Annotated in this window: 8 protein-coding genes and 1 riboswitch; of the genes, 3 read left to right on the forward strand and 5 right to left on the reverse strand. The window is 41.7% G+C overall.

The annotated features are described in order from the left end of the window. Positions 1 to 5544, reverse strand: coding sequence for an ATP-binding sensor histidine kinase (locus tag AABK37_RS10555; RefSeq protein ID WP_432551522.1), 5544 nt, complete (start codon positions 5542 to 5544; stop codon positions 1 to 3). A 65-nt stretch (positions 5545 to 5609) separates the two neighbouring features. Here AABK37_RS10555 and AABK37_RS10560 point away from each other — a divergent pair, with 65 nt between their 5' ends. After that, on the forward strand, positions 5610 to 6464 hold the full coding sequence (locus AABK37_RS10560; protein WP_432551523.1) for an RNA methyltransferase: 855 nt from the start codon (positions 5610 to 5612) through the stop codon (positions 6462 to 6464). A 154-nt stretch (positions 6465 to 6618) separates the two neighbouring features. Next, positions 6619 to 8151, forward strand: coding sequence for a serine hydrolase (locus tag AABK37_RS10565; RefSeq protein WP_432551524.1), 1533 nt, complete (start codon positions 6619 to 6621; stop codon positions 8149 to 8151). Positions 8152 to 8203: 52 nt separating this feature from the next. Here AABK37_RS10565 and dprA read toward each other — a convergent pair whose 3' ends face one another. Beyond that, a complete protein-coding gene (gene dprA / locus AABK37_RS10570; protein ID WP_432551525.1) occupies positions 8204 to 9319 on the reverse strand; it encodes a DNA-processing protein DprA in 1116 nt (371 codons plus the stop codon). A 127-nt stretch (positions 9320 to 9446) separates the two neighbouring features. Here dprA and AABK37_RS10575 point away from each other — a divergent pair, with 127 nt between their 5' ends. Beyond that, positions 9447 to 10688, forward strand: coding sequence for an alpha/beta hydrolase (locus AABK37_RS10575; protein ID WP_432551526.1), 1242 nt, complete (start codon positions 9447 to 9449; stop codon positions 10686 to 10688). Positions 10689 to 10863: 175 nt separating this feature from the next. Here AABK37_RS10575 and AABK37_RS10580 read toward each other — a convergent pair whose 3' ends face one another. The 3 genes from AABK37_RS10580 to AABK37_RS10590 all read right to left on the reverse strand — a co-directional run bounded on the left by AABK37_RS10580 (position 10864) and on the right by AABK37_RS10590 (position 13785). Continuing rightward, on the reverse strand, positions 10864 to 11484 hold the full coding sequence (locus tag AABK37_RS10580) for a DUF411 domain-containing protein (protein WP_432551527.1): 621 nt from the start codon (positions 11482 to 11484) through the stop codon (positions 10864 to 10866). 151 nt (positions 11485 to 11635) lie between these two features. Continuing rightward, positions 11636 to 12766: an acyltransferase family protein gene (locus AABK37_RS10585; RefSeq protein WP_432551528.1), complete on the reverse strand. Its 1131-nt coding sequence runs from the start codon at positions 12764 to 12766 to the stop codon at positions 11636 to 11638. A 596-nt stretch (positions 12767 to 13362) separates the two neighbouring features. Continuing rightward, positions 13363 to 13785, reverse strand: coding sequence for a DUF1636 domain-containing protein (locus AABK37_RS10590; protein WP_432551529.1), 423 nt, complete (start codon positions 13783 to 13785; stop codon positions 13363 to 13365). Between the two features lie 21 nt (positions 13786 to 13806). Beyond that, positions 13807 to 13949: riboswitch (cobalamin riboswitch) on the reverse strand. Positions 13950 to 14163 lie beyond the last annotated feature (214 nt).

Here is a 14163-nt window from a genome sequence, read left to right on the forward strand (position 1 = left end):
TCAAGCAAAGGGAATTTGAATGACAAATTCGGTTCCCTGACCAAGGACAGAGTTACAAGTTAACTGACCATTGTGGGTTTGTTCGACAATCTGACGCGCGATCGCCAATCCTAATCCTGTCCCTTTACCAACCTCTTTGGTTGTAAATAAATGGTCAAAGATACGCGCTTGAATTTCTGATGGCATTCCCAAAGCGTTATCTTTGATACGAATCACTACTGCGTGCTTTTCGCTTGTAACTTCGGTGCAAATGTCTATTTGCAAAGGATTAGCTTGTATTTCGGCAAATGTTCGCTTTTCAATCGATGTATCTAAAGCATCAATTGCATTAGCGAGAATGTTCATAAATACTTGATTAAGCTGTCCTAAAAAGCACTTAACAGGCGGTAATTTACCGTAGTTGGTGATGACTTCAATCGCCGGACGTTTTTCGTTCGCTTTGAGGCGATATTTCAAAATCAACAGCGTACTCTCAATTCCTTCATGCAGGTTGCAGGCGACTTTTTCGGCAGTATCGGCTCTGGAGAAAGTGCGAAGGCTGGTACTGATGTCTTTAATGCGTTCAATTGCTACCTTCATCGAGCTTACCAGCTTTGGTAGGTCTTGCGTGAGAAATTCTAGGTCAATATCTTCCGCATGGTCGATGACTTGCAGCGCTGGGGTGGGATAATGTTCTTGGTAGCACTGCACATGAGCAAGTAAATCTTGGATAAATTGCTCTGTGTTGCTAAGACTGCCTTTGATAAATCCAATTGGGTTGTTAATTTCGTGTGCAACACCTGCAACTAAGTTACCCAAAGTTGCCATTTTTTCATTTTGCACCATTTGCAGTTGAGCGTGTTGCAAATCGTGCAATGACTGCTCTAATTGTTGAGCATAATTTTGTGATTGTTGGTAAAGACGGGCATTTTCTAAAGAGATGGCAGCTTGGGCGCATAATAGTTGAATGACTTCAACGCGATCGCGTGTAAATGCACCAATCGTTAATTTATTTTCCAAATACAACAATCCGATTAACTTACCCTGATTTAAAATTGGCATACACAACACACTTTTAGGTTGTTGTTGCATCAAATACGAATCAGCGATAAAATCATTTTCTGCTGTAGCATCATCCAGCACAATTGTTTTTAACGTGTGTTTGACATAGTTCACCAATCTCAGGGGAACAGCAACGCTAGTTTCCACTGGCACAGACAGAATGGTGACACCCTCGTTAATGTTGGCTATGGCTTCAACTACGAGGGTATCGTTTTTCAGCAAGAGCAAAGCACCCATTTTCGCTCCAGCATTTTCCATCACCACTTCCATTAAGGTATAAAGCAATTGTTCTAATTGAATTTCACTCGATAAAACTTGTGAAGCTTTGAAAATGCTAGCGAAATCAAGAGCTTCAGAAATACTGCTGCTAGAGCGGGTTGTTTGGATGGTTTGATGTAAAAATGAGGATTTATTGCTGGAACGAGTTTCGTTTAGTTGCAAGCGTTGTTGGTTCTGCTTTAAAGCAACAAGCAGTTGGGGATAGCGTTTTTCTAAGTCTTCTACTTTGGCTTTTGCCCCCCAACGAGCGTAACAATAGTACGCTTCTTGCATGTATGTCTGAGCTATTTTTTGTTTGCCCCAATCGAGGTAGAATTTAGCTGCCAGTTCATTGCTAAGTGCTTCTTCTTGGATGTAACCGTTTTGTTTTGCAAGAGCGATCGCGCTTTCATACATCTCCATCGCTTCAGTTTTTTGTTTTAAAATCCGATATTTTTCGGCTTCGATTAAATCAAATTTATGCTGAAAATTCATTGGAGCATGATGTGCCCAGAGTAGCATTTTTTCTTGATTCGCTTGTACTTTTGCTAATATCTCCTGCTGCTGAATTTTCTCAGAATCAAAATAAATTGCTAGCCGTGCCAGAGAATCATAAAAATGCAAGATTGGATCGCAGAGCATCCCCCGTACCGCGTCTAAATACCTGACGGCACATTCTGCATTAACTAAAGCTTGAGCAGATTCTCCAAATAGATAACAGAGAATCAGTTTGTGCATATACAAAAAGTGCAGTCCTGGTCGATCGTTAACTGCCAAAAGATGCGGTAGCTTTGTTTCTTCGTTGTACGCTTCACCAACTAAACGGCAGGGTTCGTCTGTTTTCCCCAGCAAATTTAAGACTACCTGTTGTAAGATTTCGTGATAGTTTAAAATTACCACTTGCTTAAATTGAGTTAAAGCGTAACTGGTAATTGTTATTTCTTTTTCTAGAGAAGTAATTTCCCGACCGAGAAAATAAGAATATTTGCATTGGTACATTGCTGCCCAAGCAGCAAATTCTAAATCTCCATTTTCCAGTCCGCTAGTATAAGCTTCTTGAAAAAGAGGCAGCGTTTGCCGCAGATGCTCCTTAATATGTTTTGTGCTGAAACCGACAATAAAGAATGATTTAGCTTTCAGTTCATTAGCGTTTAGCTGTTCTACCAGTCTTAAGGCTAATTTGCCAAATTGATAACCAGTCTCAATGTCCAGGACAATGCCTTGCAAAATCTGTCCGTACATCGCATAAGCAAAGGGTGAGAAAGGAGCATTGCCATATTGAATCGATAACTTGACCTGAGATAACACCGTCAGCGGTAACAGTGTTGGCATCACCGCAGAACATGGAGCTATCATGTTTGCTAGTATCCGCATTGCTGCCAGTTTGTGAGCATCGGTCATCAACGGCAAATTAATTAAGTCGGAGATGTTCTTTCCCTGTATGTATGTAGCGGTTTCTTCTAAAGCTTGCTGAATATCCAGGAAAGTTGGGGAATCTGGTAACTTAATATCCAATAATTCCAGTATTTGTAACCCTAGCTTGACAGCTTCAATCATTTTGCCTTGCGCCATCCAAGCTTGCATTTTCACTTCATAAACTTTCACTTTGTCCAGAATCGTTTTTGCTTGTTGTAAAACAATATCAGCCAATTTTTCCATCTGTTCAAAGTTACCAGTTAGATAAGCTGCTTCTGCTGCTAAAGAATGCAGTGTCAGTGCCAAATCATACTCAAGCCAATCAGACCCTAAAAGCGCTAATCCAAGAAGCAAATACTTGAATGTTGGTTCGTAAGCTGCTGCGGCTTTGGCTTTGCGTCCAGCGATTAAATTGAGTCTGGCTAATTCCGTTTTTTGTGACGGTTCAGTAAGCGTGTCAATTCCAATATTCAACTGATTTACAATGTCGAAAATAGCTGTTTCGAGTTTTTCTGGAGACGTATTCTTCAGCAGTAGTTGACCGATTTTCAGATGAGTTGTCTTTCTTTGTTCTTCCAGAATCAAGGAATAAGCAGCTTGCTGGACGCGATCGTGCAAAAATTTATAATTTGGTAACGGGTGATTGCTAATTGATAATTGAGTAGATTCTTTGCTATTACCATCATCTTGATAAAACTTGTAAATTTCACTAGTAGGCAAAATTAATTCCTCTTGCAGACCTTTCCAAAGGTTTGCAGCGGTTTCGGTTTCCGATTGTTCGGACACGATCGCCAATGTTGCCAAGTCAAATTGATTACCAATGCACGCTGCCAATTTCAAGACATTCTGCGTCACTTCCGGCAACTTCTGCAACTGCAACGCCATAAACTCAACTACATCATCGCACGCTAACGCCTTCACCGCCGCAATATCGCATTGCCAATTTACCGCATCAAAATCAAACTGTATCAGCTTATGAACATGCAGCGCTTTCAGAAATTGCGTACTAAAAAATGGATTGCCTTTTGTCTTTTGGCATACCAATTTCGTTAATGGCTGGGCAATTTCTCCCGAACAGCTAAGAGTGTCAGCAATTAATTGATTTAAACTTGATAAACTCAGCGGTGCTAACGTAATCGTGTTAATTGTCGCATTTACTTTGTTAATTTCTTCTAACGTCAACATCAACGGATGTGCCGCCGAAACTTCATTATCACGATATGCGCCAATTAATAATAAATATCCACTTTCTGAGCTCATCAGCAATTGCGTCAATTTCAAAGATGCTGAATCTGCCCATTGCAAATCATCTAAGAAAATCACTAAGGGATGTTCTTTTGTAGTGAATACCTGAATGAACTTTTGAAATAATAAATTAAAGCGATTTTGTGCCGCAGTTCCAGAAAGTTCTGTTGCGGATGGTTGTTGACCGATAATTTGTTTCAGTTCGGGAATTACTTCAATAATGACTTGCCCATTGTCACCCACGGCTTGTAAAATTTTGTTTTTCCAAGTTGATAGCTGAGTATCACTTTCACTTAGCAATTGTCCCATCAAATCTCGAAATGCTTGGACAAAAGCAGAAAAAGGAATATTCCGATTAAATTGGTCAAATTTGCCTTTGATAAAATAGCCGCGTTGACGGACAATTGGTTTATGAACTTCATTGACTATTGCTGTTTTCCCAATCCCGGAAAAACCTGCTACTAACATTAACTCACGCTGTCCCTCGTTTTTAGTCTCAAGCTGGGAACAACAGGTGCCGGCTACGCGATCGAAGGCTTCTAGGAGTATTTGAACTTCGTTTTCTCGACCGTAAAGTTTTTCCGGGATAATAAATCTGTCGCACACATCCCGCTCTCTCAGTGGAAAATCTTCAATTACACCATTTTCTTGAAGTTGATGCAAACAATTTTTTAAATCATATTTCAAACCAAATGCACTTTGATAGCGATCTTCAGCATTTTTCGCCATAAGAATGCTGATAATGGATGAAATTACAGGCGGAATTTTGGGATTAATCTCATGTGCTAATGGCGGAAGTTTGGCGATATGACAATGTAACAATTCCATCGCATCATTCGATTTAAACGGTAATTGTCCGGTGAGTAATTCGTAAAAAGTAACACCACTAGAATAAAAATCTGTGCGGTAGTCAATTCCGCGATTCATTCTTCCGGTTTGTTCTGGCGATAAATAGTTAAGTGTTCCTTCCAATACATTCGGACTCATCAATATTTGAGTTTCTCGTGGCAATAAAGATGCAATACTAAAGTCAATTAATTTAACTTCTTTGGTATCGGGATTAATCAGAATATTCGCGGGTTTAATATCTTTGTGAATAATGCGATCGCGAATGAGTATATCTAATGTATCGCACAGGGCGATCGCAACTTCTAATAACTCTTGTAAAGACGCGATATATGAGCCAGCGCGTTGCAAAGCCAGCGCCGTGGGCGGGTTTCCCGACTTGAGGCGACTGGCGTGAGGTTCCCTCCGTTGTAGCGTCTGGCGTCGCGTCTCTACAGAGGCAAAATAATCTTTTAAGGAAATCCCACCAAAGTCTTCCATCACCAACGCATAGCCATTCTGGTACGCTGACAAGCTGTAAGTTTTAATGATTCCAGGTACGTTGAGATTTTTGGCGATGGTGTATTGATTGCGAAACTGCACCAATTCTGTAAAACTGGGATAAGGATTCTTCAGCAGTTTTATCACCACAGGTAGAGAGTCAATTTCTCTCACAGCGCGATAAACTAAAGTTCTTGAACCGTCATAAAGTTGCTCGTTGATGCAATATCCGGGAATGCTAACTTGGCTGCTAGTCATAATGCTGTTTTGAGACTTCCGGCTTTAGTATTCCCAAAAGCGCTTTTCAATTCACAGATAATGCGATGCAAGAAATCAAATTGGACTGGTTAAAAATTGTGTTGGTAGAACCAGCAGGTCCAATGAATGTGGGGTCTGTAGCACGGGTGATGAAAAATTTCGGGCTACATCATTTAGTATTGGTTAATCCTCAATGTGACTTTTTGGGGATGGAAGCAAAAAAAATGGCAGTTCATGCCGACGATGTTTTAGAATCTGCGGTATCGGTGGCAACTTTGCCGGAAGCATTGCAAGGATGTGTGAAAGCGATCGCTACAACTGCGAGAGTGCGCGATTGGGAAACGCCTTTAGAAAATCCCCGCGATGCATTACCCTGGTTATTGCAGGAGCCAAAAACATCAGCAGCGTTGATTTTCGGTAGGGAAGACCGGGGCTTAAGTAATGAAGAGTTAAATTACGCTCAGAGATTTATTCGCATTCCCACCGATTCTATTTATCCATCGCTGAATCTGGCAATGGCTGTGGGAATATGCTGTTATGAACTGACACAAAATGTCAAAGAAAGTAATAATCAAAGCTTAAACAAAACTGAACTCGCACCTTTTGAGGTTGTGGAAACATATTACCAACAATTAGAATCGCTGTTGTTGCAAATTGGTTACATTTATCCGCATACGGCAGCTAGTCGGATGGAAAAATTTCGCCAACTTTACAATCGCGCTGGACTGCAAACTAAGGAAGTAGCTATGTTACGGGGAATTTTGCGGCAGGTAGAATGGGCAATAGGGAGTCAGAGCGATCGTCCGTATGTTGCTGAGGCATTTCTTTCAGAAATGCCTCCCTCGTTGCAAAGCAACGAGGCAACTGAAAAGAGTGCAGTTGAGCAACAGGACGCGCTACGCGATCGTGAAAACTTGTAAGTCATCGTTTACTATATACGGATCATCTCCCCAAAATCATGAATATAACTTAAACTAAACGCAAAAATGCTACTGGTTAGTGGTAAAAAATGATTTCAGTAAGTTTTGGATCGGGATGCAATAAACTTTTTTGAGTGGGTCATAAGGAGTAGCAGTGTCAGAATCAAGTGACAAACTAACCGCTTTCTCACGGCGTCAACCCAGCAACCGACGCCAAGTTGAGCGTAAAGTGCAACCAGTAGGACAAAATAAACAGAAAAAGAGCCAACCGCGTTCGCGTCCCCAAAAAATCAGCACTACACTTACTCCTCCAGGTGCGCCGAAGACACGACCGGGTTTAGTTATGCCATCTGCTGTCAAGAAAACAATACCACCCTTTAAACCCACCGATGCAAACTTAAAGCCGATACGAAAGCAGGTAGTATCAAAAACAGTTAGGCGATCGCGCAAAACTAAATTAAAGCCAATGGCAAGATCGTTGTTATATGCAATGCGCTTGTTAATTGTCGGAGTTGGTATTGGTGCGATCGTTGGTACAATGCTATCAGTGTTAGATCCTGCTACTCGGATTAACTCGACTTCATCGGCATCGAATAGTGAAAATGTTGGGCAAAGTCAACCACAACCTACCCAGAATTCTCAAGTTGCTGGTGGCGGTTTATATTTATCTCAGGAAATCACCTCCTTAAAAAATGCTGTGCAGAATTTGGCACTGGCAAGTCCAAATTTGACTCCAGGAGTTTTCTTGGTAGATTTGAATAGTGGTGCTTATGTAGATGTAAACGCTGGTGCAAGTTTCCCCGCAGCTAGCACAATTAAAGTGCCGATTTTGGTGGCATTTTTCCAAGATGTAGATGCAGGCAAAATTCGCTTAGATGAAACTCTAACCATGCAACAGGATATGGTTGCAGGTGGTTCGGGAAATATGCAATATAAACCTGTGGGAACTCAGTTCACCGCGCTGGAAGTTGCCACGAAAATGATTACAATCAGCGATAACACCGCTACAAATATGCTGATTGCCAAATTAGGTGGTATAGAAGCGTTAAATCAGCGTTTTCGCAGTTGGGGTTTGACAACCACCGTTATTCGTAACAAACTTCCAGATTTAGAAGGTACAAACACCACCAGTCCGAAAGAATTGGGGAATTTACTTATGATGGTGAATCAAAGTAATTTAGTGAGTTTGCAATCGCGCGATCGCTTGCTCGATATCATGCGCCGTACAGAGAAAGATACATTATTACCCTCTGGTTTGGGAGTCGGCGCAACAATTGCTCACAAAACCGGCGATATTGGTACAATGTTAGCGGATGCTGGTTTAGTTGATATGCCCACTGGCAAGCGCTACATCGCCGCTGTCATGATACAACGTCCGAATAACGATGCTCGCGCCGAAAAACTCATCAGTGCAATTTCTGGTATTGCTTACCAACAATTCAGCCAAAATGCGATTACACCCAACCCTATAGGAAACACTCCACCCGTAAGCGGTTATCAATCCCCAGTCATCACACCTCAAACCAACCCCACACTCAACACTTCACCCGCAAGCGGTTATCAACCCCCACTCATGCCACCTTTACCCAACAATACAGGAAGTTATCCACCCCCATACATAAATCCTTCACCCAACAGCAGCTACCAATACCCCATAACCAATCCCCAATATTACCCTCAAAGATAATATGTAAATTTTTCTTTCGTAGTAAGCACGGAGAGTGCTTCCTCCATGCATATCAACACCGTTGATACCGCATTCCCGGTAACTGCGAAATCAAACCCATAAGTTCCAACTGCAACAAAGCACTAGAAACCGAGCCAGCATTCATCCCCGTTTGTTGGATAATAAAATCAAAAGGCAAAGACTCCGAAGAAATAGCCTCCATAACTTGTTCCAGTTCTCGTGGTAAATTTAGCAAAGGCAACTCCTGCGGTATTGGTGAAGCTTCAATTACATCAAGTTGTGGTATTGCCCCCAACATCTTTAACAGTTCATCAAGTTCTCTGAGAATCGGCGTTGCTCCATGATAAAGTAACTTTAAACATCCTTGGGATGGCTGGTCATCCAGTCTACCAGGTAATGCATAAACATCTCGTCCAAATTCATTTGCGTATCGCGCTGTAATTAAAGCACCAGATTTTATCGGTGCTTCCATCACCAAAACAGCGCGAGTCAACCCGGCAATTATTCGATTGCGACGGGGAAAATGAGTGCGATCGGGTGGTGTTTTCGCGCTGTATTCACTCAGCACTAACCCAGATGTCAAAATCTGCTTGTACAAATCGCGATTTTTCTGTGGATAGATGACATCTACACCCGTACCCAAAACTGCTAAAGTGCGTCCACCAGCTTTCATCGCGGCAAAATGACATTCAGTGTCAATTCCCTCTGCCATTCCAGAAACAACTGTAAAATTATTTTTCGCCAAAGCCGTGCTAATTTGACGAGTCCAACGGATACCATATTCTGTAGGTTTGCGCGTCCCGACAATCGAAACCAGCGGCTTTTGTCCGAGATTTTCTGACAAGTCCACTTCACCACGATAATACAAAATTGACGGTGGACTAGGTGTTTCTAGCAGCAAACGCGGATAATCTACATCAGCTGGTGTCCAAAAATAAGGATTTTCTTGCTGGTGCTTGATCAGTAGTTGTTCGGGATGCAAGCGAGAACGTTGTTTTATCACCTTTTCCAGCGTCTGCAAACCAAAACCCTCTACTGAACCCAATTCTTTAGAATCTGCTTTCCAAGCGGCAGCCAACGTGCCAAAATGCTGTTGCAACCGTTGTATCAATACTGGACCAATTCCCGAAATTTGCGACCAAGCTACCCAATATGCGCGTTCTTCCATATCATCTCCATATCTACTGCTTGATTATTCCCAAATTGAGTTTGTCTATTTATGTTGATGAATGGGAAAATGGTTAAGAGTTAGGAGTTAGGAGTTAGGAGTTAGTTAAGAAATTTAAATGTAGGGTGTGTTGTCGCGCAACGCACCGTCAAGAATTCAAGGTGCGTTAGCCTACGGCATAACACACCCTACTGATTATCAACTATCAACTATCAACCAACAATTACCAATGATTAAAAATTTATATCGTCTTATATTATGTTTATCTGGTTGCTTAATATTTTTAACTTTTCATAGTTTTCTCGGTTCATCTTTCAGTTTGGCAGCTGAGAAAATTGTTGTCAGATATGGAATATTCGATCAATCTCTTCCAGTAGCAGATTTACGTAAGTATGCGGAAACCAAAAAAGTATCGTCTGATTTGCAATCTTTTTTGGGTTATTTAAAACCTAAACAGCAAGCACAGTTACAACAAGCGCTTCAGGCGAAAAAGTCTCTGGATATTGTGGCTTTAAATAAGCTGATAGATTCACAAATTGGTAAACTATTTTTATATGGAGCTTCAAAAGCGATCGCTCGACGCGATCAAGCAGGTGTACCAGCACTACGATCTGCTTTGCTTATCGGCGCAAAATCACCAGAAGGTTTAAGTATAGTCAGCTTTTTAGAAGCTTATCCCAGTGATAGATTAGTTATTGATGTACCAGCAACTTTAGACTTACTCAGCAAATCAAAGTTATTTTTTGCTTCTAATAATGCAACAGCAAAAGATAATTTAAGTTCTTCACCTTTATGGCAACTGGAACTACAATATCAAGTATACGCAAGCGAAGGTAAGCAATTTTCCGGCTGTTTGTTTGGCGATTCTATTTCCGCTCAAATTGGTAATACTCTTGGGGAAGGTAATTTTAATTTTGGAATTAATGGTTTGAGTTCAATCTCGTTAGTTCAACAACTGCAACGTTTAACTCCTACCAAGGTTAAATGTGACAAAACCATCATTGCTGTTGGGGCAAATGATGCTTTGTATCAACTTAGTGATGAAGAGTTTAGCAAAAAGTTGAAAGAAGCGATCGCACTTGTGAGAACATCCGGAACTAAACAGATTTTTCTCATTCCCGCTTTTTACTCAACTGTTGCCGCTAGCAAAGATCCAAGTTTAGCAGCTCCACTCCCTAAAGTCGAACAAATCAACGCTGCGATTAATCAAGTCGCAGCTTCAGAAAATGTCCCAGTTGTGGCTGAAGGTATAGCACCGTTGTATGAAAATAATGTTTTGAAAGATAATTTTACAACTGATGGCGATCATCTCAACGCAGAAGGACTCAAGATTTATCGACAAGCATTATTGAATATTTTAGGGAAATAGATATCCCGCCATATTGAATATTTTAGGGAAATAGGTATCCCGCCATAGGTTAAAACCTATGGCTAATAGTCCATTAAAATGGACTTTAACTATTAACCTGAGTTAGACGGCGCTCGAAAGCTGGAAAGCTTGCTCCTGGAGGAATTGCAGACACGAACTGGAGAAATTACGGGGATTAGTTTGCTGAATAGGGATAATCATTGAATACCATAATTTTGTCCTTGGGAGCGAAAGAAAACACAGTAAATGGATCTTTTTTATCTCCTATCTCCATCCCAGGAGTACCTACGGGCATTTGGGGAACAGATAAGCCGGAAACATTTGGTCTTTCTTGAAGCAGACGTTTAATGTCGTTTGCTGGAACATGTCCTTCGATTACATATCCATTCACAATTGCCGTGTGGCAAGATGTTAGGTTATCCGGCACTTTGTACCTTTGTTTGACTGCCTCGATATCAGGTGTAGGAAAGTTTTGGACTGAAAAACCGTGTGTCTTTAAGTGGTCAATCCACCCACCACAACAGCTACAGTCGGGACTGCGATACACATTTATATTTGGTACTTTTGCTTCTAATGTTGTCTGTTTATCCTGGATATACTTGCTGGGATTTACTACAACAGAAGCTTGAGAAATTGTAATTGCATAACTCATCGGAGTAGGGCTTCCCAAAATGCCTAACATTAATATCGTCACCACTGCTGCGACGATAGCAGCCACTTTCTTCGGGAGTATTACAAGACGTACCACGATAAAACGCAAGCACTTTTGCCACCAATAAATAAATTTGTTCTGCATGATCTAAGATTTCCTACGATGTTGTATCCAAAAAGAAAAGGTAAATATCTCTTTATTATCACTAATGTTGACGATCGCTAGCCAGCGATTTGAATCGCAGGCGGGTTTGGATGCTAATTGAAAATGGTGCAAAATATTAACGATCCAGCATTTAAACTTTGATAAACCAGCGTTGGCGATACATCCCGTAAGCTACAGCTAACCAAAGTAACACGGTGACAATGGCAAATAATAATGAACCATTAAAAGCACCTGCCCAAGGTACGAAAAGATTATTGTAAATCCAATCGAAGGTGTTAGGAGCTTTTTCACCGCTGCCGATGTTGGTTTTCACCAAGATTTTAATTAGTAACACAGAAGCAACGAAAATAGCGATCGCATTTAACCCCAAGACTTCAAATCCTTTACTCCAACGTCGTATTCGTCGCACTTCAATAAGTTCATAACAAGCAGCTAGCAATATTAACGCCCAACCAGTAGTAAAAACTACATAAGAACTCGTCCACAACTTCTTATTAATTGGGAATGTCAAACCCCATGCCCAACCGATAATTAAGCAACCAATACCAAATAATACTAAACCTACACTTGTGCGTGATTTGACTGGCTGATTGCGTATCCACTGACCGGTGAAGTAGCCAGCAAAAACGCTAACGATCGCGGGAATCGTACTAAAAAGCCCTTCTGGATCTCCCATGAAGTTGAAGCCATCACCTTTATATAGATGTGAAGAGGGAATAATCAAGCGATCGATATAAGCTGCAAAATTACCTTCTCGCGTTAGCACTCCCGCACCAAAACCGGGAACAGGCACATACATCATCGCCAGCCAATAACCGATAAGCAACACTCCTGCAAGTATCCATAATTGTTTACGCGGTATATTTAAGACTGCCAAGGACGCAAATAAATAAGCAAGGCTGATGCGTTGTAATACTCCCATGATGCGGATACTACTGAAATCGAAAGTCCCAACGCCCTTATTCCAAAATACATTCAGCAGCAATCCTAAGGCAAAAAGAATGGCGGCGCGGCGCAAAATACGCCAATATACAGTTGATGTGGGTTTCTTCTCTTCGGTGTACTTGGATAGCGAAAAAGTCATCGCTACACCGATTATGAAGAGAAAGAAGGGAAACACTAAATCAGTTGGCGTGCAACCGTGCCAATCAGCATGAAGTAAAGCCGGATAAACATTCGGTTCGGCGATGCTTGCCATATTCACAAGAATCATACCAGCAATGGTAATGCCGCGAAAAACATCAAGAGAGGTGAGACGCATAAGCACAATTGTGTGTTTAAAATTAGACTACTCTCCTCAATGCAGACGAGCAAGAAAAATTTTTAGACCGATACGCAAGTTAAAATTTTGTGAAGTATACAAGAACCCCGACAACTTTTAGGAACAGGACTTACGCACAAGTCACGGAAAAACGAACCACGTTCGCGAAGCGTCTCCGTTCGCGTAGCGTCTCCGTTCGCGTAGCGTCTCCGTTCGCGTAGCGTCTCCGTTCGCGTAGCGTCTCCGTTCGCGTAGCGTCTCCGTTCGCGTAGCGTCTCCGAAGGAGAAGGAGAAGGAGAAGGAGAAGGAGAAGAGACGAAGTACACGTTCGCGCAGCGTCTCCGTAAGGAGAAGAAATAAGAGTTACAGAGGTATTTTGCGTAAGTCCTAAGGAAGTCGGGGAACTGAAGAAATATGCGATCGCAAAGCGACTCAAGAGCGAGTATCGCGCTTTTAAAGATGGCAGAAGGTCAATAAGAGGGGTGTAGGGTGTGGTGTAGCCATAAAGAAAGACACTCACGCCGTTTTATAAAATCGTAACCTCATTACTCGAACCCTACACCCCACCCTTTTTTCCTCTCCCCACACCCTACACCCTACACCCTTACACCCTGCCCCAAAGGGGCTTGGTCAGCTTTTAGAGAAGGAATTCTTGCCAAAACTCCTTTTTTCAGTGGTTCCGGTCTTTCTGCCCAAGGCAACAATCCCTCAGAATGATTGTAATACTTACTCGCACACTCCAGCACATTCGCAATTTCTGAAGTTGATAAATCTGGCGAGACATCACCAAATAAATAAGTGTATTTACCATTTGCTACAAAGCAAATAGCACATGCGCGATTGCAAGCACTCATGCATTCTACAGGCTGAATCGGGAATTCTTGATGCAATTCCCAACAGGCGTGCAGTTCTTGCAATTGCTTGAATAATTTATCACCGCCACTTTCGCCAACTCGCTTTCCATCTTTCCAGACACTTGAGCAAGTGGTACAAACAAACAAAGCATGTTGAGTTTTCATCTATACCTCGTAGATGAGTTGGAACTTACCTATTTGTCGGCGGGCATTCTGACTTACAAGAAAATTCTTGCTTACAGCTGCGGGACAGTGCCGGATTTGCACCGAACTTTCCCCATTACCTCTAGTGGCAGTTTTCCACAAGAACCGACGATACATATATACTACAGTATTGCGAGAGGCAAATTTTTCTCAACATTCAGACCACGGTTGAGCATTTGATTAATGCGATCGCTTTCTTAAATTTGACAATACCTCGTTATGCTATAACATCGACCCGTTATGCTATAACATCGACCCGTTATGCTATAACATCGACCCGTTATGCTATAACATCGACCCGTTATGCTATAACATCGACCCGTTATGCTATAACATCGA

Source organism: Tolypothrix sp. VBCCA 56010 (assembly GCF_050875635.1).
In the GTDB taxonomy this organism is placed as follows: domain Bacteria; phylum Cyanobacteriota; class Cyanobacteriia; order Cyanobacteriales; family Nostocaceae; genus Hassallia.